The 23,819-nt window shown below is 31.7% G+C and carries 25 protein-coding genes; 14 read left to right on the top strand and 11 right to left on the bottom strand.

Annotated features, from left to right (window positions below; translation table 11 throughout):
• Positions 1–96 precede the first annotated feature (96 nt).
• From EF513_RS07140 to rpmG, 8 genes are all read left to right on the top strand, one after another.
• Complete coding sequence (locus EF513_RS07140; protein WP_125216709.1) at positions 97–1,161, top strand: type II secretion system protein; 1,065 nt, start codon at positions 97–99, stop codon at positions 1,159–1,161.
• Entirely contained in the window at positions 1,136–2,833 is a 1,698-nt protein-coding gene (locus EF513_RS07135) for a type II secretion system protein (protein ID WP_125216708.1), read from the top strand. The genes EF513_RS07140 and EF513_RS07135 overlap by 26 nt, the downstream gene beginning before the upstream one ends.
• Complete coding sequence (locus tag EF513_RS07130) at positions 2,820–3,950, top strand: hypothetical protein (RefSeq protein WP_125216707.1); 1,131 nt, start codon at positions 2,820–2,822, stop codon at positions 3,948–3,950. Before EF513_RS07135 ends, EF513_RS07130 begins: the two co-directional genes overlap by 14 nt.
• Before the next feature lie 13 nt (positions 3,951–3,963).
• The gene (locus tag EF513_RS07125; RefSeq protein ID WP_125216706.1) at positions 3,964–4,482 is read left to right on the top strand and encodes a cytochrome b; all 519 of its coding nucleotides are present in this window, start codon (positions 3,964–3,966) and stop codon (positions 4,480–4,482) included.
• 76 nt (positions 4,483–4,558) lie between these two features.
• Positions 4,559–5,149, top strand: coding sequence for an orotate phosphoribosyltransferase (gene pyrE, locus EF513_RS07120; protein WP_125216705.1), 591 nt, complete (start codon positions 4,559–4,561; stop codon positions 5,147–5,149).
• Positions 5,150–5,162: 13 nt separating this feature from the next.
• The gene (locus EF513_RS07115) at positions 5,163–5,960 is read left to right on the top strand and encodes a septal ring lytic transglycosylase RlpA family protein (protein ID WP_125216704.1); all 798 of its coding nucleotides are present in this window, start codon (positions 5,163–5,165) and stop codon (positions 5,958–5,960) included.
• Between the two features lie 22 nt (positions 5,961–5,982).
• Entirely contained in the window at positions 5,983–7,098 is a 1,116-nt protein-coding gene (locus EF513_RS07110; protein WP_125216703.1) for a D-alanyl-D-alanine carboxypeptidase family protein, read from the top strand.
• A gap of 495 nt (positions 7,099–7,593) precedes the next feature.
• Positions 7,594–7,767: a 50S ribosomal protein L33 gene (rpmG, locus tag EF513_RS07105; RefSeq protein WP_125216702.1), complete on the top strand. Its 174-nt coding sequence runs from the start codon at positions 7,594–7,596 to the stop codon at positions 7,765–7,767.
• Positions 7,768–8,154: 387 nt separating this feature from the next.
• On the opposite strand, the gene EF513_RS07100 is transcribed toward rpmG, so the two are convergent.
• Positions 8,155–8,400: a DUF2795 domain-containing protein gene (locus tag EF513_RS07100; RefSeq protein WP_125216701.1), complete on the bottom strand. Its 246-nt coding sequence runs from the start codon at positions 8,398–8,400 to the stop codon at positions 8,155–8,157.
• A gap of 192 nt (positions 8,401–8,592) precedes the next feature.
• Between EF513_RS07100 and EF513_RS07095 the strand changes: the two genes are divergently transcribed.
• Entirely contained in the window at positions 8,593–9,405 is an 813-nt protein-coding gene (locus tag EF513_RS07095) for a M15 family metallopeptidase (RefSeq protein WP_125216700.1), read from the top strand.
• 365 nt (positions 9,406–9,770) lie between these two features.
• Here EF513_RS07095 and EF513_RS07090 read toward each other — a convergent pair whose 3' ends face one another.
• From EF513_RS07090 to EF513_RS07070, 5 genes are all read right to left on the bottom strand, one after another.
• Entirely contained in the window at positions 9,771–10,016 is a 246-nt protein-coding gene (locus EF513_RS07090; RefSeq protein WP_125216699.1) for a DUF2795 domain-containing protein, read from the bottom strand.
• Between the two features lie 164 nt (positions 10,017–10,180).
• The gene (locus EF513_RS07085; protein ID WP_125216698.1) at positions 10,181–10,600 is read right to left on the bottom strand and encodes a TraR/DksA family transcriptional regulator; all 420 of its coding nucleotides are present in this window, start codon (positions 10,598–10,600) and stop codon (positions 10,181–10,183) included.
• Between the two features lie 99 nt (positions 10,601–10,699).
• The gene (locus EF513_RS07080) at positions 10,700–10,933 is read right to left on the bottom strand and encodes a GNAT family N-acetyltransferase (RefSeq protein ID WP_277592638.1); all 234 of its coding nucleotides are present in this window, start codon (positions 10,931–10,933) and stop codon (positions 10,700–10,702) included.
• A 165-nt stretch (positions 10,934–11,098) separates the two neighbouring features.
• The gene (locus EF513_RS07075; protein ID WP_277592637.1) at positions 11,099–11,596 is read right to left on the bottom strand and encodes a GrpB family protein; all 498 of its coding nucleotides are present in this window, start codon (positions 11,594–11,596) and stop codon (positions 11,099–11,101) included.
• A gap of 553 nt (positions 11,597–12,149) precedes the next feature.
• Positions 12,150–12,353 (bottom strand): cold-shock protein, encoded by a 204-nt coding sequence (locus EF513_RS07070; protein WP_125216695.1) that lies wholly within the window; start codon positions 12,351–12,353, stop codon positions 12,150–12,152.
• A gap of 879 nt (positions 12,354–13,232) precedes the next feature.
• On the opposite strand from EF513_RS07070, the gene EF513_RS07065 reads away from it, so the two are divergent.
• Entirely contained in the window at positions 13,233–14,876 is a 1,644-nt protein-coding gene (locus tag EF513_RS07065; RefSeq protein WP_125216694.1) for a hypothetical protein, read from the top strand.
• Between the two features lie 68 nt (positions 14,877–14,944).
• On the opposite strand, the gene EF513_RS07060 is transcribed toward EF513_RS07065, so the two are convergent.
• The 3 genes from EF513_RS07060 to EF513_RS07050 all read right to left on the bottom strand — a co-directional run bounded on the left by EF513_RS07060 (position 14,945) and on the right by EF513_RS07050 (position 17,092).
• Positions 14,945–15,577: an FMN-dependent NADH-azoreductase gene (locus EF513_RS07060; protein WP_125216693.1), complete on the bottom strand. Its 633-nt coding sequence runs from the start codon at positions 15,575–15,577 to the stop codon at positions 14,945–14,947.
• Positions 15,578–15,588: 11 nt separating this feature from the next.
• Positions 15,589–15,906, bottom strand: a complete 318-nt coding sequence (locus EF513_RS07055) for an ATPase inhibitor subunit zeta (protein ID WP_125216692.1) — start codon at positions 15,904–15,906, stop codon at positions 15,589–15,591.
• Positions 15,907–16,012: 106 nt separating this feature from the next.
• Positions 16,013–17,092 carry a quinone-dependent dihydroorotate dehydrogenase gene (locus EF513_RS07050; protein WP_125216691.1) on the bottom strand — a complete coding sequence of 360 codons (1,080 nt, stop codon included), beginning with the start codon at positions 17,090–17,092 and terminating at the stop codon, positions 16,013–16,015.
• Positions 17,093–17,177: 85 nt separating this feature from the next.
• Here EF513_RS07050 and EF513_RS07045 point away from each other — a divergent pair, with 85 nt between their 5' ends.
• The 4 genes from EF513_RS07045 to EF513_RS07030 all read left to right on the top strand — a co-directional run bounded on the left by EF513_RS07045 (position 17,178) and on the right by EF513_RS07030 (position 21,042).
• Complete coding sequence (locus EF513_RS07045; protein WP_125216690.1) at positions 17,178–18,101, top strand: tetratricopeptide repeat protein; 924 nt, start codon at positions 17,178–17,180, stop codon at positions 18,099–18,101.
• Positions 18,091–19,185, top strand: coding sequence for a type IV pilus twitching motility protein PilT (locus tag EF513_RS07040; RefSeq protein ID WP_125216689.1), 1,095 nt, complete (start codon positions 18,091–18,093; stop codon positions 19,183–19,185). Before EF513_RS07045 ends, EF513_RS07040 begins: the two co-directional genes overlap by 11 nt.
• 206 nt (positions 19,186–19,391) lie before the next feature.
• Positions 19,392–19,829 (top strand): nucleoside deaminase, encoded by a 438-nt coding sequence (locus EF513_RS07035; protein WP_125216870.1) that lies wholly within the window; start codon positions 19,392–19,394, stop codon positions 19,827–19,829.
• A 148-nt stretch (positions 19,830–19,977) separates the two neighbouring features.
• The gene (locus tag EF513_RS07030) at positions 19,978–21,042 is read left to right on the top strand and encodes a M48 family metallopeptidase (protein WP_125216688.1); all 1,065 of its coding nucleotides are present in this window, start codon (positions 19,978–19,980) and stop codon (positions 21,040–21,042) included.
• Positions 21,043–21,400: 358 nt separating this feature from the next.
• On the opposite strand, the gene EF513_RS07025 is transcribed toward EF513_RS07030, so the two are convergent.
• Positions 21,401–22,735: a hypothetical protein gene (locus tag EF513_RS07025; RefSeq protein WP_125216687.1), complete on the bottom strand. Its 1,335-nt coding sequence runs from the start codon at positions 22,733–22,735 to the stop codon at positions 21,401–21,403.
• A gap of 11 nt (positions 22,736–22,746) precedes the next feature.
• Complete coding sequence (locus EF513_RS07020; RefSeq protein ID WP_125216686.1) at positions 22,747–23,571, bottom strand: hypothetical protein; 825 nt, start codon at positions 23,569–23,571, stop codon at positions 22,747–22,749.
• Positions 23,572–23,819: the final 248 nt, after the last annotated feature.

Raw genomic sequence — 23,819 nt, 5'->3', positions numbered from 1 at the left:
ATGTATTCTCTGAATTATTTGCTGAAATTTTTACTATTTATTAACAATAATCTTGTAAATTGCTTATATGTTATACCTAATTTATTAATAATGTAAATGAAAAAGCTAGATAATTCATTAAATACTCAGCATTGTAAGCTTAGAAAGTATCGCGCTTTTAGTTTGCTTGAGTTATCTGTGCTAATTATGATAGCCGGACTAATTATGTCTGGTTATATTACTTGGATATTACCTACATTAAATAGTCACGCCGTAAAATACAAAGAAACCCAGGAAAGAATTATAAAAATAACTGACGCATTAGAAACTTTTGTACAGACTTATGGCAGGTTGCCATGTCCTGCGCTTAACATTCAAACTTATGGTACATTAAATACTAGTACGGGTGTAGGGTTTGGTAATGAAAATTTTACAGCAAGTATTTGTGCAAGCAATGTTGGTTCAATACCTATTATCAGTTTAGGCTTACTTAGTGATTATATGCTAGATGCATGGGGAAGAAAATTTACATATGTGACTAGTCCTAACCTTTGCAGTAATGCTGGATGTACTCCTTCAAGCTTTGGCAGCGGAGCTGCTAATTTAGTGATTCAGGATTTAGGGGGCACCACCACTTTAACTTCAAATGCCGCCTATGTTATAATAAGCCACGGACCTGATGGAAAAGGCGCTTTTACTCAAGCTGGCAGCCAAATTGCTGCTACTAATACTGATGAAGTAGAAAACTCAGACGGAAATAATATTTTCAGAGTGGGAACATTATCATCAAACTTTCAACATATTGTTAATTTTAGAAACCAAACAGATCTGAACAACTCAGTGTATGATCCGGGCAGAAGCTTAGTTTCACTCACAGTATGTGAAGGTAATTCGACAGCACTGGCAGGTGTTACTAAAGTTATGGCCGCAGACCTAAGGAATGATTATATAAGTACCAGAGTGAGTGGTGATTATGTAGATGAATTTGGTACTAACAGTCCTCATATCACTAATTTTGGTGATGAGGCTATTTTAGAAATGATGTGGGTACTGCAAGAAGCATGTTACTTGCTTTATCCTACTCAAATGCCTGCTACTAAGGCTTGTCCTGCCGGTCTTACCTTTAATGCAAACAACAATGCATGTGTATATAATAATGGATTTTGGAACCCAAGTGCGTAACAACAATCAAGCAAAACATAGAACTCATAACGGTTATACGATTTTAGAGTTATCAATTTCTTTATCGATCATTGCTTTTTTATTTACTTTAGGTATTGGCTTTTTTGGTAAAATTAATGAAGCTGATAGGTATAAAAAAACTCTTGAGCATGTTGCATTAATTGAAAATGCTATTAAAAATTATTATAATGTTAATGGCTTTCTTCCTTGTCCTGCTCCAGGTAATTCTTTGGAATATAATGCAGGGTTTGGTTATTCAACTGGTGTGTTTAATGTGCTCAGTAATGAATGTGATATTACTGTTATTAATGCTACCGGTATGGTACCGGTAAGAACTTTGCAGATTAATGATGAAGTGGCTTATGATGGCTGGAATAGAAAATTCACCTACCGCTTAGCAAAAGGTTTAGGAAGCACTGCTACTTTTAATGGTTTGGATAGTAGTAACTCTCCTTATAATGGAGATATCCGGGTAGTAAATATTGAAGGACAGGACTTAACCAATATTAATGCATCTCCTCCTAATAATTTTGGTGCAGCTTATGTAATAATAAGTCATGGTCCTAATGGTGAGGAGGCAGCCTGGGGTAAAAATACTGCCATTAATCCGGCTGGCGCAAGTGGTATAGAAGCAGAAAATACTAATCACAGTAGCAATAAAACTTATATCCAAGCTGTCCGCACTGCTCGATATGATGATATTGTGGCTTTTAAGCAAAAAAATTATTTTACTGCAAATAAAAATGGTAGAAGTCCTATATTTGTTGAACCACGAATATGTGATAATGCAACTACCATATTAACCAAGCCCATTAGCTCATCAGGAAGCATAACAGCAGCTTTTATAGATCAGGTGGTTGATTCTGCAGTAGCCGTAAGGGAACTTTGCAACAATCCTACAGCTTTTTGCGCTTTTAGACCAAGTGATATAGCTAACTTGACTGTGTGGCTCGATGCAAATGATCCAAGCGGCAATGGAATTGCACCAGCTTTAGGAGCGTTTATAAACACTATTTATAATAAAACTGGTTCTGGAACTAATGCTGTTGCTAGTTCCTCAGGTCAATACTGGAATGTGCCGGAATATAGCAAAAATGGCATATTATTTAATTCAGATAATAGCTATTACCAAATTAATTTAGCCCCATTAAATACCGATTTTAGCATTTTTTATGTAGGAAAAATGAGAAATGGTGGTATCGCTTGGCCGCATTCAGGGGTTTATGGAGGCTGTAATACTGCAACCAATGAACTAATAGCAGGATTGTTTAATAAAAATTTGATAACTCAACCTTTTCTATTTAACGCAGATACTAACAAAAGAACTTCAATTTATTTATCGATATGTGGACAGCAAAGCTTGGGGATGTATCTATCAAAAACTGATTATTATAACCAGCCGGTCATTATTGAATTAAATTATAATTTAACTGCGCCACCTTTATATGGTTTAAATATATTTTTCTATAATAAAGATGGTTTGTTTTTACATGAAAATAATTCAATTCCTTGGAATGCTAATTATGTGCAATCAGCCGGTTTAGGATTACGTTTTGGTATGTCAGGGTTCTTAGGGGAGTATTTAGTGTATAACCGATCATTAACTATGTTGGAAAGAAGTAAAGTAACAGAATATTTGATGAATAGATGGTTTACCAATGTTTGTAATTAGATTGTTATTTTTGTTGATCGGGTCTTTTTATGCTGTTAATCCTGCAAGTGCGGGTTATGCATGTCCTTATAATTCAGTAGTAGAAAAAGACATTTCTTATAAACAGGCAAATAGCGCTACTTTTGCTTATTCATGCCGTTGCTCTGATGGAAGAATGCCTAATTTTAATTTAAACGCAGGCAGCGTTAAATTTGGAGCATGTAAGGATTCAGGTAATTATATTTTAGATTTAACTCGGTTTGATCCCACTAGGCTTGAAGCTTGGTATGATGCTAGTGACCCTAATGGAGACGGTTATTTGCCTTTAGTTAGGTTTGATTCTCCTATAATAAACTATGTAGTAGATAAATCTGGCAAGGGTAGGCATTTAGTGCAGACTAATGCTGCCAAGGCTCCTACATTGTGCAGACAAAATAATAGTACTTACGCCTATTTCTTCAGTAAACCATTTTTATGCTTTTTTACCAATGAGCTAAATGACAAACATATGCTTAGCACAGCAACTGCTCCTATCAATCTAACAAATGGCTTTACTATTTTTGCTGTGTTTGAAATTGATGGAGCAGCTAGCACTACTGACGGGGTAATTTTTGCCGAGCAAAGTGCGGGTAACTTTTTTGGCTTGTATTATGACGAGGCAGGGGGTGCTCAACATGGAGTTTTTAAACTATATAGCAATGATCCTGATGTTGACAGATTGGATTCCAGAGATGGTTTACTTAAAAATAATGCCACTACTGGCTCTTCTATAATGCTTGCAACTATAGTGGTTAATCCCAAAGGGTTAATTGATGCTTTTGGTACAGAAGGTCCTACCATTGACTTTTATTTAAACCCTTATCAACAACTGTATAGTACTGATAATAATTACTTATCTCCGCACATGGTTAATAGGCAAAATATTTTTACGAGAAATTATACTGCAATACTCGGGAGCATTTCAAGATTTGTAATAGGTGCGCATAGTGGATTAGTTAGCACAGGATTACAAGGCAAAATTGGAGAAATTGTTATGTTCAGTTATCCATTAAGCCATGGCGAACGAGCAGAAATAGAGATGTATTTAAGAAAAAAATGGATGATCACAGCAAGTGCTCCAGGAAATGACACTAATTAGGAGAAGTTAAAAAATGCAAAAAAAGTATCATTTTTCACTTAGGATTTTACATTGGTTTATAGCATTATTAGTTTTAGGGATGCTGACATCAGGCATTATTATGACGGAGCTAGAAGGTTCTGATTTAAAATGGCAGCTATATTCGACTCATAAGTCGATTGGCATATTGATCTTAATCCTTTTTATTTTTAGGCTTGCTGCCAGATTATTGTCCTATGTTCCTGAGCTACCTGGAAGCATCCCCTTTCTGCAACGGCAATTAGCTAAAATAGTTCATTTTTTGCTTTATGTTTTAACTTTGATTGTGCCGTTGTCAGGATATATGATGTCTAATTCATTTGGCTATAAAGTAAGCATGTTTGGAATTCAAATGCCTGATTTAATTAATAAAAATCTTGCATTAGGAAAAATCTTTTCTAAGATGCATGCTCTTTTGCCTTATATATTACTTGTTATATTGCTTTTACATATAGTAGCTGTGATAAAACATTTATTACATAATAAAGAAAATTTGATTAAAAGAATCGTTTAGCGTTAATGATTTGCAAAAAAGCTTGCTATTTAATCAAGAATACTTTAAATTACTTAAAAATTAAGGAATTTGCTATATGGAAAAGGCCCAGATCATTAGCGTTTTAGAAGAATGTGGGGCAATGCTCAATGGTCATTTTAAGCTTTCATCCGGCTTACATAGTGATACTTATATACAATGCGCTAAGCTTCTAATGTATCCTAATAAAGCTGAGCTATTATGCAAAGAACTTGCAAAAAAAATTGTTTATAAATTTGGAGAAGATGCTTTTGATTTAGTAGTTTCTCCTGCAATGGGTGGCATTTTGGTTGGATTTGAATTATCGCGCCATCTTAGCCTTCCTAATATTTTCTGTGAAAGAGTTAATGGAGTATTTGAACTTAGAAGAGGGTTTGAAATAGCTCCTGGTAGCAGAATTTTAGTTGTGGAAGATGTAGTTACTACAGGCAAATCTTCTATAGAAACTTATAAATTAATTGAAACTCTTGGTGGCAAAATTATTGCTGAAGCTAGCTTGATCAATAGATCTAAATCCGACTTAGTAGGTAACACACCATTGATAAGTTTAATTAATATCGATGTGCCTACTTATGATCATGAAAATTTACCTGATCACCTTAAGGGTACTGAGGCTGTGAAGCCAGGAAGTAGGTACTCTCAACAATAATTTAAGGAAAACTATGAGCAAAATATTAACATTTATCTTAGTAATTTTCTTTTTTAACGCATGCCAACCGCAACAAAACGTTGGTGATATCTCAGTAAATGAAACTCAAGATTACGTTTACTTACAAAGACCGTATAAAGGGCATATTAAAACTAGCACTTTTATGGAAGCGAAAACTAAAGATAATAACTTTGATCCAGAAAATACCCATCTTTATAAATATAGTAAGCTTGGTTTATCTTCGTGGTATGGTGGAAATGATGGTTTCCATGGTAAAATGACTGCTAATGGGGATACTTATAATAAAAATTCATTAACAGCCGCTCACCGGACCTTACCTATTCCTTCTATGATTAGGGTAACTAATTTAAAGAATGGCAATTCAGTAATTTTAATGGTGAATGATCGTGGTCCTTCTCTTAAGGATAGGTTGATTGATGTTTCCGAACGTGCTGCATATTTACTTGGCTTTAAAAAGGAAGGGCTTGCTAAGGTTAAAGTTGAATATTTACCTAAGCAAACGGAAGAATTATTACATCAACTTAGGCTGAAAAAGCCTAAAACTGCTACATCTGTTAATGGAGCTAACAAAAAATATCTTCTTCAGCTCGGAGCATTTAAAAACAGGGTTAATGCTAATCACATAGCTGTTAAACTTCAAGAATATGGGGATATTAAAATTACCCGCGAACGTAACTCTAAGCTTTATAAAGTATTAGTTGGCCCTTTTGAGAATAAATTAGTAACAAAAGATGTTGCAAGTAAAATAAAAACTAACCATAATCATGATGTAATTATTATACAACAATAACTTGCAACTTAATTATTTGGTTATGAAAAAGCTTTTTTTACTTTCTACTGTCTTTTTAGTTTGTCATTCACTTAATGCTCAAGCATTAGATACTCTTGCAAAACATGTGGTATTGCAAGATTATGATACAGGTCATGTGTTGTTTGAGAAGGAGGCGGATCTACCAATGACACCTTCTTCTATGAGTAAACTCATGACTATTTACGTAGCTTTTGAGCAAATTAAAAATGGCAATTTTAATTTAGATCATAAATTTTTAATTAGTGAAAAAGCCTGGCGTATGCAAGGTTCAAAAATGTTCTTACCTTTAAATGACCAAGCTACAATGGAAGATTTACTTAAGGGCGTTATTGTACAATCTGGTAACGATGCTTCGGTTGCCTTAGCAGAAGGTATTGCAGGTAGCGAGGAAGTTTTTGTTGATTTAATGAATCAAAAGGCTAAAGAGCTTGGGCTTACCAATTCGGTATTTAAAAATTCTACTGGCTGGCCAGAAGAAGGACATATAATGAGCGCTAAAGATTTAGCAATCTTATCTAAAAGAGTAATTGATGATTTTCCTGAATTTTACCAATATTTTGGAATAAAAGAATTCACTTTTAATGGTATTAAACAGCAAAACCGCAATAGTTTACTTGATATGAGTATTGGAGTGGATGGATTAAAAACAGGCCATACTGAAATTGCAGGTTATGGAGTGGCTTTATCAGCCAAGCAAAATAACCGTAGGCTTATTTTAGTAGTTAACGGTCTTGATACCTTTAAGGATCGTACCAATGAAGCTTATAAGCTTCTACAATATGGTTTTTTAAATTATGAAAATGTAGAGATGTTTAAAAAACATCAAGAAGTTGCCAAAATTAAAATAGAAGGCGGTGCAGAAGAACAAGTGCCAGTTACAGTAGCAAAAGATGTAATATTTACTGTTCCTAAACTTAAAAAAAATCAAATTAGGCATGAGGTAGTTGCTCATAATGTAGCAGCTCCTATCAGAAGAAACCAAGTTATTGGCAAATTAAAAGTATCGTTACCTGATACCGCCGAAAAAATTGAATTTAATTTGATAGCTGTTTCAGATGTAGCTGAAATTAAATGGTGGCAATCCATACCTAAAAAGATTAAAAAGCTGCTTAGTTAAAGAGCAAAAATTCTATAGTAAATCATGTTGTTAAGAGCGTCTAAAGCGCTCTTATAATGTTCTTGCTTAGGTGAATAACTTTAAGCCGGTTAGCCGATCAATGTAAGGACTAACTTAGCAAAATATACTAAAATATCGATAGCAAGTGGCAATAAATTTTATTTAGAAGCTGCAGATATGATTACAAAAAAGATCTAATCCTATATTCTTGCTATGGGAAAAGGAAAAATTCAAAAGAGAAGGGATACCCAGTAAAACTTATGTAATGGCTAAGAACGTATACTTATTATTTATATGAATCGTAGATTAATAAGAATTATGGTGGAATAGTACTGTTTAGAGTAAATATAGCAACTGATAACAAATCCTTTCATTCTTATTATTTGTAATGCATCAATATTTATTATATAGCTAAATAAAGACGTAAATTAAAGCTTTGCTTGACAAAATACTATATTTTACTAATTTAAATAAAAAATTCTGAAGGAAACTAAAATGGCTAAAAAAAATAAGGGCTCAATTAAAATTAAATTAGAAAGCACAGCAGGAACTGGCTATTTTTATGTAGCTAAGAAAAATCCAAAAAAGATTACTCATAAATTAGAATTTATGAAATATGATCCTAGAGCTCGTAAGCATGTGTTGTTTAAAGAAACTAAATTAAAATAATTTAGCGCTTTTAATGTATTAATACAAAAAGCCAGGAATTGAACCTGGCTTTTTGTATCAAATTTTGGTAGTCAACTAATTGATAGTAACACTAACTAGATGAATTTTAGAATAGCTAGAGTTAGTATAAATAGCCTATCAATAGGTAGCTTGAATTAAATTTAAACTTAGTTAACATTCAATAAAAATTAAACACAACTTCAACTGGTTGTGGCTTTTATTTTAGTTAACATAATAAGTTCTCATTCTTTTATTAACTCTGTTTAGATTGCTATAATCACGATCAGCAGAGTTATTCACTTTTATTCATTATCCATACTTGCTTTTATTATCTTACTTCTTTCTCAGCTATTAATTAGATGTAAATAATCTAGCTTTAAGGTAACTTTAGTGATGACGGCTAAATTCTTTGCTTACATCAATAGGGCTTGCATATTGGTGATCATCAAAAGCTTGTAGCTCATTAAGGATATCTTTAGGAGCATTATTTTTTTTAGCTTGATCTATTAAATCATTTTTATTTGCAGGATAATGAATTCCTTTAAGGTATCTTTCAATTTCAGCTGCATTAACTTTGTGCTCGCCTTGTTGAGAATCTCTTGAATGGGTTCCTTGTTTCTTATCTTGTACCATTATTTTTTACCTCCCTAAAATTTTGTTTCGTTATAGATAATTGACTACCTTAAAATATAGATTAATCTTAGGAACCAGCTATTGATAATTGAAAAAAATTGTTTTTTCTCATACTAGAAATTTAGTTGGCGATTTGATTGCTTTAATGATTTATTTGGTTAAGTTATTTTTTGTATGTATATTAGGTTGTAGATGAGAGTTGCGTTATTTATTCAAACAAACATTATTTTTATTTTAATTATGAGCAATTTAGTGTTGGCAAATCCTATTTCTGTTGATCGTATCATTGCTGTAAGCTTTAAGCATTATGACTTTGAAGGTAAAGAGCAGGCAGGAGAGATTGAAGTTTTAGATGTTACCAAAGATAATGTAGTGCAAATCTTTAAAGAGCTGCATAAACATAAATTTCCAATTCATAAAGCACGCCCTATGAAATATTATCAAGGTGATGATGAGCTTTCAATGAGTGATAATAACAGCTCAAGCTTTAATCCTAGATTTGTAACCGGTAATAGCTCTATTCCTTCAATACATGCTTATGGGTTAGCTATTGACATTAATCCTATTCAAAATCCCTATATAGTTACTGATAAAGCGAAGGATGGCTTAACACAAGTTCTCCCTTATCAAGGTACTGCTTTTCTTAATCGCCATAACCCTAGAGCCGGCATGGTTGAAGATATAGTTGAAATATTTGCTAAAAATGGTTTTTCGATATGGGGAGGAAGATGGAATGAGCCAATAGACTATCATCATTTTCAAACTTCACGCGTTGTTGCAATAATTTTAAGCAAGCTAAGCTATGATTTAGGCAAAAAGTTTTTTGCACTTTATACTGCTCATCCAATACTGTTTAATAAAATTAACTATCAGGATGATAAGTGGTTTAAGTTAATTGAAAAAAATCCGCAGCAAGTTATTGATGTGCTGCGCCATAATATTATTGAACTAGAAAAAATAGAACCTGATAATGCTTATGATTTATTGCTAAGCAAAATAATATAGGCGCAATTCCTTATAAGAGAATTATCTATAAAATAAGCTTCAAAAAGCTATAAACTTGCAACTAATAATTTATATATAATGTTGTGAAACCTTAGTTATATTGCTTATTATGAACTTCTATTTTAACTCTTATAGTTAATGAAATTGCGGTGAAGGTTCCATAATAGAGTTTTATTTTAACCGCACTTAGCTGTAGTTAATAAATATTGATTGAAAGTTCTTAGTGTTCTTCAAAAATTACAATGATTTACTCTGTTATTCAGGAACATTTACTGCAGGATAGCAGCTTTTGTGCTATTAATGTTTAATATAAAATTAACAGATAATCTGTAAATATTATCTGTTAATTAACTTAAAGTAAAACTTTAACTGTTATTCATTATCTCTTGGATTTCTAATGAGATATCTTGATTATTACTATATTCTTTATCACCCATTTTATAGATTAGTCTCATAACTTCCCATGCATTTTCGCTTTGTTCAGCATGATCAATTATATCATCTTTATCTACTGGAAATTCTAGCCCATTAAGGCAATCTAAAACTTGTTGTTTAAGGCTGTTATCATTGTTTGGTGTAAATTCTTTAATATTTTTAAATGTGCTTTCCATTTTTCCCCCATCTAAGTGTGTATTATTTAAGTTAAGTATTTCAATTTTAAATTGCAAATAAATTTTTTAAAATTTTAAATTTTTTTTGAAACAATACTCTTTACAGGATAGGCAAGGGAGGAGGAACTTAGTATGTTAAATCTATACCTTTTAAGAGACCCAATTTATAAGGATTTGCTATGTTCTTTTTCTTCTTGAACGGCGGCAGTATATCTAGCATAGGGCACAGCCAGTAAGCGCTCTAATCCAATTGCTTCTTCTGTTTCTTCGCAAAAACCAAAGTTGCCTTGTTTAATTCTTTCTAATGCAGCTAATACTTCTTTTTTAATAAAATCTAATACTTCTTCGCTGGCAAATTCTTGTTCATAAATTTCTTCTAACGTTCCTTGATCTACATGGTCAGGAAATCTACTATTTTCTTCTTCATATGCATGAATTGTCTCATCTTCTTTATTAGCTATTCTAGTAAAAAGTATAGTAAGAATTTTATAGAAATAGGCTAGCATCTCCTCTGACATATAAGTAGGGTCGTAATGAGGATCATAATCAATCGGTAAAGAATAATTTTTATAAGAACGCACCATACTTAACCTTAAAAGTGTAATTTTAACTTTATTGCTATTTTAATTTAGTTAAGCAAAAAATTATATTACAAACAAAGTGAAAAAAGATAAAATTTTCTATTAAGTAAGAGCTTTGCCTAAATCAATCTGATTAGTTTTACTAATTCTATTAGAATCTTCAAAGTTCATTATAGAATATCCTGCATGTAAATAAAAATTAAGAGCAGTCTCAGGAGCATGTAAATATATTGTATGTTTTTCTTGATACAGAGCCCATTTCTCAATTAAATGAATTAAACTGGCGCCATAACCTTTGTTTTGCATTACTGCATCAATTGCTATGCTGCGTAAAATACAACTATTATTTGCTAAAAATTCTATTTAGATTATGCCAATGATTTTGATCCCCAGAGGAAATGATTAATATTATGCAGGGAAGAGGGATTAACCTCATCAATAATATTTAGAGGATCAAATATTTGCTCTTTGCAAATACGGGCATATTCAGCTTGTTCATAATCAGTAAAAACTTGCCTTAATTAGTTTATTAAAAGCATTTTTAAATATTTCCCTAATGAAAGTGTCCTTGCCTAAACAATATGAAGTTATATCATTAGGAAATTGCTTAGCTAGGTTAAATTTAAGCTGTTCATATTGTGTACAGATTTCAGGGTGCTTCATCAAAAACTGAGCAAATAATAAATGTTTGCTTATTTCTGGGCTTGCCACCTCAAAAGCATGTACATTAAAACCTTCTTTTTTAAAAAATCTTCTAAAAGGTATTCCATGCTCACCTTTAGCCTCATAACCTAAATTGTTCATTGAGAGGGTATGTTGATCTACTATCCTAATATCTTTTACTACAGGTAAAATATCAATAATTGGTTTGGCAGCTAAGTAAGGGACTGAGGTGCTGCCAATATGATGAACTGTAATACAATTTGTTCCTAAAGCTTTTTGAATTGCTTGGGATTTTGTTTGAAACATATCAGGATAAGCAGAATTATATGGTTCAATTAATACTATTATTTTAAATATTTCTTATCTTTTGATAAAAAATTTATTAAGATATACTGGGCATAGTTAAGCCGGAGAGAGGATTATGGCATTAAGCTATTTATTTGGTATTTTTTCCTACAAGCCGCTAAATATCTTTTGAAATAGGCTTTACTATCAATGTAAAATTTTCATCTATAACAAAAGTTTTTAAACCACTAATAAAGAGCTTGGCTGAATTTCTATGCAAATGCTGGTGTAAATAAATCAAATATTATCCTAATAATCTATTTGAAATTTAAAATTATTTGCATATTTTATTAATAATTTTTTACTGCTATAAAGAAATCTTGGTAATATTACTTACTTTTAAAAAACTGCAGCATAAAAAGTAATTTTAATATTAAAACCAGCTTGTTTTATGGCAACATTTTTTCTAGAAATTCTTCTTATTACCGTCTTGAGAGATGGATAATAAATTATCTTTCTATTTATGAAAATAAAAAAAGTCACTTGCAATTTACAAGTGACTTTAGCCTAATTATTTAGTAGGTAGATTTTATTTTCTACGCTTCTAATCTAATTTTTTCAAGTTAACAGCTGATGTTCTGCCTTTTTGGGTTGAAAGCTCATATGAAACTAAATCCCCGTCGTTAACATTGATACCAGCTTTTTCTAAAGCTGAAATATGTACGAAAACATCTTTATCACCGTTATCAGGCTGAACGAATCCATAGCCTTTGTTATAATTAAACCATTTAATTTTGCCTTGCAGCATTAGTAATCTCCTTTTGGTAGTCTTAAAATCATTCGAGTAACTTTATTTTTAGTGAAGTAAAGGAGATTATCTATTTTAAAAATTTAATTATTAAAGTAAGTATAATCAACCAATATTCTATAAGTAGTCGAATAAATATATTCTATGTATCAATTGTAAAAAGTCAAACAAAGTTTTGCAATAAATGCTAATTAATGTTAAATTAATTTTTTTTACATACTTTGGCAATTATGTATTAACTTTTATATTAGCTATAATGATAAGTATAAAATTTAAATTTAGATATCTAAAGTGGAATTTAGTTAAACCGCCCTGCCTTAATCTTGCTAGGTTTGTTGCTGGTTAATAATAAACCACATAAAATATTTGTTTTTTTATAGTGGTTATAGCGTTAAGTTTGCTGTTACTAGGAGTAGTATTAAATCCACTTCAAAAACTTTTTCCTACGAATATATGGATAAAAAAATTAATCATTATCGACACTTAATAGGAAGAGCTTCCTTTATTTATATGTGTTTACATATTTTATGTTTTGTTGTTAAATGAGGGGGGATAGTAACAATGTTACTTTTTTTATTTCTTCATCCTGTTATTATTCCTGCAACTATAGCTTTCAGCTTAATAATGCTAGCCTTAGCTATTACTAGCAGCAATTGCTTGGTTTAAAAATTAAGATTTATCACGTGGAAAGAGTTACACAAAAAAGCATATTTTGTAAAAACATTAGTATTTATTCATATGATGTATTAGAAGAAGTCTCTTGGAGTATATTGTTATTTATTCCAGTAGTGGCCTTACAATTATATAGAAAATATAGTTAAACATTATAGATAATATTTTATAATAAATTATAAAACTAAGGGAAGTGACATAACTATTATGTTAAATAAAAATAACTTAAGGAACTATAGTTTAGAAGAGATACAAAATCATAATCTAACAATGATAGAATTTTTTAACCATCTAGGAATTGAATTCACACTTGATACTACGATAATACGTAAAAATTTGCTAAAAAAAATAACAAATGTTCATCACCCTGATAGGCGTTATCAAGATGATTCATCAACGAAAGAAAAGCTTCATGCTTTTCTTTCGTTGATGAATGGATTTGAACAAGAATTGTGTGAGCTACTAAAGAGCGACATGACTGATGTTGATCTCCAAGCATTTTTTGAAGCTGTAGATGATTGTTTTGCTGAAGAGCTAATGCAATTATTAATAGCTGAATTTGATAAATTAACTACTGAGCCTGATATTAATTTTTTAGATTTAAAAGCGTATATAAACCTAGCACCTTTAAGGAGCAAAATTACAGCAAGCATAAATAAATATCAAAATATAATTAACAAGCAATTTAATGAAGAATTTACGACTGCAGATTTAAAAAATTTATTTGAAGCACTTGGCTCTTCTAATACGGGTTCTGGCTTAAATACTGCTACACATCCGTTAATAGCATTATTATGTAATATTACTCTTTACAATTATGATGGTAGTGAATGTGCTTTTGAATTAAAAAATAAAAGCCTATTTTTAGATAATTTGAAAAATGCCATTCTTACTAACTTTTCGGCAGATAATCTAAACAAAATGGCAGAGTTGTTAACTATGCTAAATACCAAATCTACGAATAAAAATAGATTTACTGAGCTAGAGTTAAAAACTTTTTATTCCGCAATATTTAACTCAGCAAGCCAACAGATAATAAATAAAGAAAATCCTACAAAGCTAGATTTTCGCTTACTTTATAAAATATTGGATTTTAATATTAAATTGCGTCTTAATAGAAACTCTTACAGAATAAATGTATATAATACATATTGTGACAGAGTAGGTGGTGATGATTATAATATCATTGAATTTACTAGAAAAGAAAAACACACATTAGTTAAAAATATGGTTGATCAGATCAAGGAGAAGATAATTGCCGGGAATAATGTCTCAAATAATGATTTTCAAAAACTAAATAGGATTTTTGTTAGCATGTATTATGAAATACCTTATTATGAAGAAAATATAGATATACCTTCTATTATGGCTGAGATTACCCAAAAATCTCCAGGTAATGTTCTAAAAGATCATTTTAATACTATTAATGAATTGTTAATTGAACATAAGGGGTATAATAGGTTTAATAACAGCGTTAGATATAATTTTATTCAGCCCTATACTAAGAATATTTTAAATTTAAAACCGTTTTTATTAAGTATAGGTGGTTATATTATTTCAACAGCGATTGGTTTTGCTCTGGCTTCTCGTAAAAGTTCAATTGCATTAATTGCAGCCTGCGGGGCTATGCTTACTAATATTATTTTTAGCAATGTATATTCTAAAGAAATAGGTTATGATTACTACGGTGATCATTTAGGAGAAACAAAAGATAATAGAGTACCTACTATGCATAAAGTATTAGATACTATTTTACCATATAATCCACTAACAAATAGAGGACTTTGGGTCAAAAGAGTGTTTAAAGATGACCGTGATATAAATCACCGTGATATAAATCTAATTAGATAAGCTTCATAAAAATAAGGGTAGCAAGCACTACCTTTATTTTTTTATTCAGTATGGCTTATAAGTTACCTTTAATTAAGCTTCCAACTGGCTGCAATTTGCTCTAATTCTTTTTGGGCTTTTTCCATGTTATTATGTAGCGTTTCAGGATTAGCGGTGGCCGCATAAACTGTTTTAAAATCTTCAAATCCCACCATATTATAGGCAATTTTAGAAAGAGTAGCGATATTATTAAGGTAATAAAATTCGCTATCTTCCGGATAAAACCCCCCTGAAGTAAAGATTGTAAGTGCTTTTCTATTGGTTAAAAGACCTACATATTTTTTACCATTATCTTGAGGACCACCCATTCTAAAAGTTTCATTATGTAACATAACTGCATCAAAATAAGTTTTAACAATTCCTGGAAAAGAATAATTATGCATAGGGGTAGCAATAATCAATATATCGCAAGCGACTAGCTGTGCTACCAGCTTATCAAAAGGCTCAATAGCTTGTTGTTGAGCTTCAGTTAGCTTTTGCCCCATATAATTTCTAAGAGCATAGGCTTGAAGAGATAATTCATTAAATATAGGCGGTTGATTTTCTAATAAATCAAGCTCTTCAATTTGATGAGTATTTACAATAGATTTGAAATGATCAAGTAAGATTTTAGTGTTTGACTTTTCACCGTTAGGTAGATATTTAACTACGAGTATCTTCATTCATTTAACCGTTAGTTGTTTGGATAAGATAGGTTAACAGCTATTCTATTGAATTCAATAATTTTTTCTTTTATCTCTTCCCTTGTCGCTTGATAACCAAAAGTATTTAAATCATTAAATATCTTGGTAATTATATCATTATCACTAGGTTCTTCTAGATCTGCTACTATCAGCTGTTCAATATATTTTTCAATCTCTTGCTCAATAGTATACATGATTGAACCAGCCCATTTTCCAAGTAATTTATTACGAGCCGATTGAACTTGATATTCAGCTTTTTGATCATTAGCAAATTTATTTTCTTGCGCTTGTTCACTTTTGTTATGCATGATTTTTTTTTATAATTTAATTATATTATAATAAATAAATTAACTTTTTACAAATATTTTATAAAGTAAGCACAACTTATAGCTAAGTTATAATTTAACATAACTATTACGTAGCTTTCTTGCCCACAGCTTCGCTAATATCTTTAAACCCATCTCTGGTTAAGTTATCGCTAATTTGTTGGTTAATACGGTTAATTAAACCAAATCCTTTATAGATAATTCCGGTATATATTTGAATAAGGGAGGCACCATATAAGATTTTTTGATAAGCATCATCTCCATTCATTATACCACCAACTCCAATTAAAGGGATTATACCTTGAGTTAATTTATAAAACCTTGCTAGGGTAGTATTAGCCCTATTAAATAGCGGTTTGCCGCTAAGCCCACCCATTTGATTTTTATGCGACGATAATAACTTTTCTCTATCGTTAATAGTAGTGTTACTAATAATTACTCCATCAATTTGGTGTTTTAAAACTTTTGCAGCAATCGCTTCTAATTGCTTGAAATCGTTATCTGGAGAAATTTTAATAAATAATGGTACCGACTTATTAAATTTTATCTTAAGCTTATTTTTAAGTTCCATTAATTGACCCAGGAGAATTTCAAGATTCTCATTATGCTGCAAGTCACGTAAGCCTGGGGTATTGGGAGAAGAAATATTAACTGCAATATAGCTTGCATAATTGTAGAATTTATTAAGTAGAAAGAGATAATCACTTAAAAAGTCTTCTTGATCCTTGTTTTTACCGATATTAACTCCGATAATTTGCTTAGAATCACCAAATTTCTTTAAGTTTTCCTCACAATAATCTGCTCCTTTATTATTGAAACCTAAACGATTAATGATTGCCTCATCAGCTGTAAGCCGAAAAATACGAGGGAGAGGATTGCCTAATTGAGCTATCGGGGTAACGCTACCAAATTCAGCAAAACCAAAACCAAATTTATAAATGCTCTTTAAAGTCTCGGCATTTTTATCAAAACCTGCGGCCAGGCCAACAGGATTAAGAAAGGTTAAACCAGCAATGGTCTGAGATAATTTATCATCTGTATAATTAAATTTTGGAATTAGCTTAGCAATAATATTGTTTGATAAAGCTGCAATCGCTAGATTATGAGCCTTTTCAGGTTCTAATTTAAAAGCAATTGGTTTGATTAGGTAATTAAAAAGCTTGCTCATAAAGATTTCTATATTGTAAGTTGCTGTAATTTTTGATAAAATAGTTAATAAATTAATCTAAAACTTTTTACTTGGAGGTTCTGTAATGACCCATAGTACTTTAAGAATATTGTTATTGAGCACATGTTTGTCAATGTCAATCAGTACCTTTATTAATGCTGAAGATAAGGAAAATGATAAAACTAACAATCTTCAAGAAAAAGTTATTAATGACCTGGTAGAACATTATCAAGAAAAAGATCTAAATTTGGATAGAATTGAACTTAAACGCTCGGTAAGAGATAGAGAAATAAAGCCTGGTTCTAAACATGTTAAGCTAACAAAACCTTCAAAAAAGCAACAACAAAATAAGGATAATAGCCTTACAGCATCTTCAGATATTTTAGATATGAGCGTGGATTTATTTCATAATATAGAACACCCAAAAGATTTAATTAGTAAAGCTTTTACAGCTTATACTCAAGGTCATTATGAAGCAGCTTTTGCTCTTTATCAAAAAGCACACAACCAAGATAAAAAAAATATTGATGCTCAATTTGGTATGGCGGTTGTACACCAAATCCTTGGTCATATGGATGATGCCAAGCAAATCTATTTACAAATCTTAAAAAAGCATCCTGAAAACAAATATGTACTTAATAATTTTTTGAATATAATTAGTATTACCGACCCAGATGAAGCCTTAGTTACTTTATCTAAACTTGAGGAGGCTGAGCCTAACTTAGCTATTCTTCCTGCGCAAATGGCTGCAATCTATCATCGCAAAAAGGACTATAAACAGGCAATAATTTATTATAAAAAGGCAGCTAGGCTTGACTCGCAAAGAATTGAATATGTTTATAACATGGCGATAATGTTTGAAAAAATTAATCAACCATCAGATGCTATGATTCTTTATAACCGTATACTACAAGCTATTAATGCTGGTTATAAAACTACTGTGCAAGTTAGTGACGTAACCCATAGACTTAAGAAGCTAACTGATAAGGAGGCATATAATGGAGTTTAATCAACTAATTGAAAATGCTATGCAGCGCAATGCCTCTGATATCCATATAGCAGTAAATCATCCTCCTGCTATGAGAGTTTATGGGGAAATAATATATTTAAGAATCCCTGAGCTTACTAAAGAGCAAGTTACAAGAATGATTCATTCTTGTATGAATGAGGAGCAAAAAGCTATATTTGAACGGGAATGGGAAATAGATTTCTCATTCAAGCATGAAGCTGGTTTTAGAATGAGAGTCAACCTGTTTAATAATATCCATGGTCCTGCAGCAGCTATGCGCATTATTCCGTTAACAATTAAGAGTTTAGAAGAGTTAAGCGCTCCTCCTATTTTACAGAAAATTACTACTAATATTAGCAAGGGTATGATTTTAGTAACTGGTCCTACCGGTTCAGGTAAATCAACCACCATGGCTGCAATGATAGATCATATTAATAAAAATTCTCAAAAACATATATTAATTATTGAAGATCCAATCGAATTTACTCATAAATCACATATGTGTATTATTTCTCAACGTGAAATAGGTATGCATAGTAAGTCATTTGCAAGAGCGCTAAAAAGTGCCCTGCGGGAAGATCCTGATATCATCATGGTGGGAGAAATGAGAGACTTAGAAACCATCCAATTAGCCCTTACCGCAGCAGAAACTGGACATTTAGTTATTGGAACCTTACACACTAATACTGCTGCATCCACAGTTGATAGAATTGTCGATGTATTTCCTGCAGAAGATAAACCTATGGTTAGATCTATGCTTTCTAACTCGCTGGAAGCAGTAATTTCACAGCGGTTAATCAGAAAAGCTGATATGACAGGTATGGTGGCAGCGCATGAAGTGATGTTGTGTAATTCTGCAATTAGAAATTTAATCCGCGAAAGTAAAATACAACAAATTCCTTCTATTATGCAGACTAATGCTGGTATCGGTATGCAACTTATGAAAGATGCTTTGTTAAATTTAAGCAGTAAAGGTATTATCGATAACAGTGAAGCTTTACAACTATTAAATGCTAGTGAAAATAATATGATCAGTAAAGTGGGTATAGCTGGCAGTAAGGCAAGCTTAAATAGTGGGTTCTAGCTTCTGCAAATACATGCGATAAATTTATTTTAATTCTATTTATCTAGAAATTACGAAATATTTCTTGCAATAAAAAGGCTGTTACTGCAAAGTTTGGCTTAATTTTTATATGTAATAATTATCATAACATACTATATCTAGCAATGTTTACACCACCCAAAGTTAATAATTTATCTTCTAAATTATATTTTAAGCAGCATGAGCTAATGCTTGAAGCATTAAGTCTTGCTCAGAAAGCATATAGCTTGGCTGAAGTACCAGTTGGGGCTATTATATTTGATAGAAATGCTCAAAAAGTCATTGCTCGTACTTATAATCAAAATATTACTCTTAATGATCCTACAGCTCATGCAGAAATCTTAGCAATTAGAGAGGCTGCACAAACATTAGGTACAACTTACCTAACTAATTGTGATTTAATTGTAACTTTAGAACCTTGCCCAATGTGCGCTCAAGCTATTGCTATTGCTAGAATTGAGCGACTATTTTTTGGTGCATATGACCTTAAATCAGGTGGAGTAGAACATGGAGCACGAATCTTTTCGGCAAGTTCCGCTCATCATAAACCGGAAATTTATGGTGGTATTTTAGAGCAAGAGAATAGGGAGCTGCTACAGCGTTTTTTTCAAGCACTAAGGTCTTAAATTATTATCATTACATTAACTTTACCTCTCTATGAAGATATCATGTTAAATGTTTACAAATAATTTATTGACAATTGTTAACTAAAGGTTTACAAAATGCAAATCAATTAACAAAATTGCAATATTTGTTTTAAATAATGGAGTTTTTATGTATCAATATAATTTAGCAAAACCCAAGGTGAGAACTTATTTCACCTTGAGTATTGCGATTTTATTATTAGCAGCAAGTACATTTTACTTTGCTATAGCTGCTAGCACTGTATTGTGGGCTTTAACAATATCAGGTATGTTTATTGCAGCGGTTAACTTTTTTGCTATCAAATTTACCTTAAACCCATCTGAGTTCGTTGAAATGGATGCTAATAGTAAGGAGTATAAGTTAATTACGGACTTAATGAAAGAACATGAAGATGAACTTAAGTCATGTAAAAATCTTAAAATCTATACTTCTGATAGTAATATAACCAACGCTTTTGCTTTTAAATTAAACAGAAATCAATCAGCAATACTTATTACTCAGCCTTTAATAGAATTATTCAAAAAAGATGAGAGAGCCTTCAAAGCCATTATCGCTCATGAATTAGGGCATATTACCGGGCGCCATTTATCTATAATACACGCTGCATCTGTGGTAATTACAGCTTTAATTATGCTTAGTAGCAAAATATTAGCAAAATTAAATAAAGGCTCCTCAAAATTACATATACCGTATGTAATTGCTTTTTGCTTAGCTGCTAATTGTGCTATCACATACTTATCTAGGCAATGCGAATTTGATGCTGATAGTAATGCCGCCAAGTGGGGTTATGGACCTGATTTAGTAAGAGGTTTGACTAAATTAGAAGCTAGCATGACCATTCCACCAACATCTTATTACTTATTCGGAAATTATGCTGCAGAGCAAGACTTAAGGAGAGAGGTACAAGCAAAAAAGATTATTGAAGAATTATCACACAAACCAAGTTGGTTTGCTTCTATTAAATCATTTTACAGCGAATTACTTATGAATCATCCTAATTTAAAAAACCGCGCTCTTGCCATTCAAGTGTATGAACAAGAAAAGCAAAATTCTGAACTTGGGTTAATGACAAGTGTAATGAACTCTGTAAAGGAGACTGTTATATCACCGGTTAGAGAAGTTTACTCGCACTTTGCTCCTTATACTGAAACTCTTAATGCAAAGCAATTTAGCCAAAACACAAGAGGATTATAAATAAACTAAGCAGCTATTTATATAGCAATAGCTGCTTAGTTTTTATCAGCTTGCAGATTTAATAATGGTTTTACCTGAATATCTGCAGAAGAATTAACATAGTAGTACTTTTTGAACAGCAACCTTTAGTTAAAATCAGTTGAATTTTGATCTATTCATTCCTAATTTAATTAAAGTAGCAATCATCTCCAAATAACAAAAAATGTTAATAGCTAATAAACCTTTAAGATTGATATGAATAAGAAAGATAATTTGGGCAATACCCCACCTTTGTGGTAACTGCTTACTAAATTAATTTAATTTATATATCCTCATCATACAAGTCGGCTGGTAAATATCTAAATATCCTGGATATAGTTTATCTAGGGCGCCCGTTATCTTTGCCGCCAAAGAATTTGCTTAAACCTTTACCTAGTTTTTTGGCAGCTTCTTGTAACTTATCTTTAAAATTAGCATTAGTATATTTTTTAAATGCCTTACTGATGTTAGCCTTTATTTCATTAGCCTGATCTTTAATTTGCGAATTGTTTTTAATAACATCCTGTGGCTGTTGAATCTTGCTCTGAGCTTTATTGGCTTGGCTCAACTTCATTGATTCTTGCGCTTTAGCCAGCTCAGCTCTTCTTTTTTCATAGCTTTGAGTTCTTGGTGGAGGTGCTGGCTGCGCTCTTTGCTGCGGAGATTGAGCTTGCTGCTGTTGTCTTAGAGGCACTGCTGGTGGCTGTGCTCTCTGCTGCGGAGATTGAGCTTGTTGTTGGCCTTGCATTAAGTTAGGCTGGTTAGAAATTGTTACGCCATATCGTTGTGCAAGATTAATATAATATTCCCCTTCTGTATTTCTTAAATTCTTGCTAATAGCATGATTTAAAAAATTTACTAAAAATGGCGCTAAAGGTTTTTGCATTGCTTTATAGTAATATAGTAAGCTTGCAGTAGGATCAGCTGATTGAGTAACCTTATCTTCTATTTGATTTTGCTTAGTATTAACTTGGCTAACAAGGTCAACCTTTCGGTTGTTTTCTAAAGCCCATTGGAAAGGATTTTTACCGCCAATTTGAATACCATGCTCTACAGCAAAGATTATAGGATCTTTAAGTGGCGATCCGGCAAATGCTTCAATCCAACCTCCATTTCTAAAATGGGGAGATACATTACTAAATTGTACTACCACCTCTACATCTTTAGCTATTCTTTTCATATTTTCAAGATTTCTTGTTAACAAGTTTTTATAATTTGATGAGATATCTTTAAAGCTATTTAGATTTAAACTTAAATATTGGTTAGGTACTGTAGAATCAAATCTAAAAGTGGTTTGAATATTTTTAGGATCAAAACCAGATTTTTTTAGCTCATCTACTTTTTTATCCACTATATTATTTATTGTATCTTTATTAAATTGGCTAAGCATTTGTTGAAGTGCTTCAGAATATTTCATTGCGTTACATTGAAAGTTTCCTCCGTTTATTAATTGTCCTGGTGGCGTCTTTGAATTTATACCAGCCAGGTAGCCCATATGGTTAAATGGGTGGAAGGTTGAATTAACCATAGCACCAAAATCTTTATGAAATTCAATAAATGATCTTCCATGGTCTATTTTGGTAGCGATATATCTTGGCTGCTGACTAGGATCTTGTGAATTATATTGCGCTTGCACCATAATATTTCCCGCATGATAATCCACTTCGCCTAACAAATGGCCTGCTGCTAAAACCTTTTCAAAAATCCTTCTATGCTTTGTAATTTAGGATTTAAAGGGTTAAAGTGAGAATTAGACATTCCACTAAATTCACTTAGTAACTTTGCATCAGTAAAAAATTTTGAGCGAACATATAGGCTATCATCGTTAGCTTTATCAGGTGTAACCAACGCTTCCTTAGGTGCGCGATCAGATAATAAGGTTGCATATAGATCTGCTGCTATTAATTCATTAAGCCCATCTCTTCTATTGGAGTGGTCTTGAGGAGTTTTGCAGTCCTGAGCTTTTTTATAAAATTGCTTAAGCATAAAAGTATGTTCTGATCCTGCTTCCTTAGCTGCATATCCAGCAGAAACGCCATTTTGTTTTATGCCAATCTGAGAAAATTCTGATTGAGAAACTATGTTTCTATCACGGAGCATACTATAAATTACACTTTGATTGGCCTTATCTTGCACGAGGCCGCCTTGCTTAAGCTCTTTAATATCTTGGTTGGTTTGTGCTTGGCGATTTTGTAATATTGCTTTATCAAATTCTATTTCTTTGGCTAGTATGGCGTTAGCTTCCCTAATCTGCTGGTTTTGAGGATAGGTTGTTTCTATCGCCTTAAATAATTCGTTCATTTTCTGGTCAGAAGCCGAAAGATATAATCTAGCAGATAAAACAGCATCCTGATATTCGTTCACCGTTTTATTTGAGTTGTTCAAAGCTAAATTGTGAGCTTTAATTGCAACCTCTTTACAGATTGCTGTTATTGATTTGTCTTTCTTAGTTTTGGTTAAAAATAATTTAGTAATTGGACTAAATAATTCACTCTTATAGTTTTTAATCATCTCAGCACCAATTGGTTAATTTATCATTTACTTTGTCATGCTTCATAACTAAAAGCAATTAGATAGAAAATGATTTATTTTGGTAAAGATTAAAGATAACCAATATACTAAGCTGCCCGCCTATTTTGCCTTTAGCATAATTAATTATTAAAACTGCAATTTATAATTAAATGTATCAAAAATATTTGAAACTTAAGGCTTATACCACATTTAATATTAATTGATGATTAAGCGAATTTAAACATCAA

The organism is Rickettsiales endosymbiont of Stachyamoeba lipophora (assembly GCF_003932735.1).
In the GTDB taxonomy this organism is placed as follows: Bacteria; Pseudomonadota; Alphaproteobacteria; order Rickettsiales; family 33-17; genus RICK01.
Note: the sequence above shows the minus strand (reverse complement) of the source record. Positions and strands in the feature narration are given on the sequence as shown.

Bases quoted from the DNA above. Each gene is read 5' to 3' on its own strand.
- pyrE (WP_125216705.1), top strand. From the start codon at position 4,559: ATGGAAAAGGCCCAGATCATTAGCGTTTTAGAAGAATGTGGGGCAATG.
- EF513_RS07110 (WP_125216703.1), top strand. From the start codon at position 5,983: ATGAAAAAGCTTTTTTTACTTTCTACTGTCTTTTTAGTTTGTCATTCA.
- EF513_RS07115 (WP_125216704.1), top strand. From the start codon at position 5,163: ATGAGCAAAATATTAACATTTATCTTAGTAATTTTCTTTTTTAACGCA.
- EF513_RS07100 (WP_125216701.1), bottom strand. From the start codon at position 8,400: ATGGTACAAGATAAGAAACAAGGAACCCATTCAAGAGATTCTCAACAA.
- rpmG (WP_125216702.1), top strand. From the start codon at position 7,594: ATGGCTAAAAAAAATAAGGGCTCAATTAAAATTAAATTAGAAAGCACA.
- EF513_RS07065 (WP_125216694.1), top strand. From the start codon at position 13,233: ATGTTAAATAAAAATAACTTAAGGAACTATAGTTTAGAAGAGATACAA.
- EF513_RS07135 (WP_125216708.1), top strand. From the start codon at position 1,136: ATGGATTTTGGAACCCAAGTGCGTAACAACAATCAAGCAAAACATAGA.
- EF513_RS07035 (WP_125216870.1), top strand. From the start codon at position 19,392: ATGCTTGAAGCATTAAGTCTTGCTCAGAAAGCATATAGCTTGGCTGAA.
- EF513_RS07140 (WP_125216709.1), top strand. From the start codon at position 97: ATGAAAAAGCTAGATAATTCATTAAATACTCAGCATTGTAAGCTTAGA.
- EF513_RS07090 (WP_125216699.1), bottom strand. From the start codon at position 10,016: ATGGAAAGCACATTTAAAAATATTAAAGAATTTACACCAAACAATGAT.
- EF513_RS07130 (WP_125216707.1), top strand. From the start codon at position 2,820: ATGTTTGTAATTAGATTGTTATTTTTGTTGATCGGGTCTTTTTATGCT.
- EF513_RS07085 (WP_125216698.1), bottom strand. From the start codon at position 10,600: ATGGTGCGTTCTTATAAAAATTATTCTTTACCGATTGATTATGATCCT.
- EF513_RS07045 (WP_125216690.1), top strand. From the start codon at position 17,178: ATGACCCATAGTACTTTAAGAATATTGTTATTGAGCACATGTTTGTCA.
- EF513_RS07060 (WP_125216693.1), bottom strand. From the start codon at position 15,577: ATGAAGATACTCGTAGTTAAATATCTACCTAACGGTGAAAAGTCAAAC.
- EF513_RS07125 (WP_125216706.1), top strand. From the start codon at position 3,964: ATGCAAAAAAAGTATCATTTTTCACTTAGGATTTTACATTGGTTTATA.
- EF513_RS07030 (WP_125216688.1), top strand. From the start codon at position 19,978: ATGTATCAATATAATTTAGCAAAACCCAAGGTGAGAACTTATTTCACC.
- EF513_RS07070 (WP_125216695.1), bottom strand. From the start codon at position 12,353: ATGCTGCAAGGCAAAATTAAATGGTTTAATTATAACAAAGGCTATGGA.
- EF513_RS07020 (WP_125216686.1), bottom strand. From the start codon at position 23,571: ATGATTAAAAACTATAAGAGTGAATTATTTAGTCCAATTACTAAATTA.
- EF513_RS07095 (WP_125216700.1), top strand. From the start codon at position 8,593: ATGAGAGTTGCGTTATTTATTCAAACAAACATTATTTTTATTTTAATT.
- EF513_RS07050 (WP_125216691.1), bottom strand. From the start codon at position 17,092: ATGAGCAAGCTTTTTAATTACCTAATCAAACCAATTGCTTTTAAATTA.
- EF513_RS07055 (WP_125216692.1), bottom strand. From the start codon at position 15,906: ATGCATAACAAAAGTGAACAAGCGCAAGAAAATAAATTTGCTAATGAT.
- EF513_RS07040 (WP_125216689.1), top strand. From the start codon at position 18,091: ATGGAGTTTAATCAACTAATTGAAAATGCTATGCAGCGCAATGCCTCT.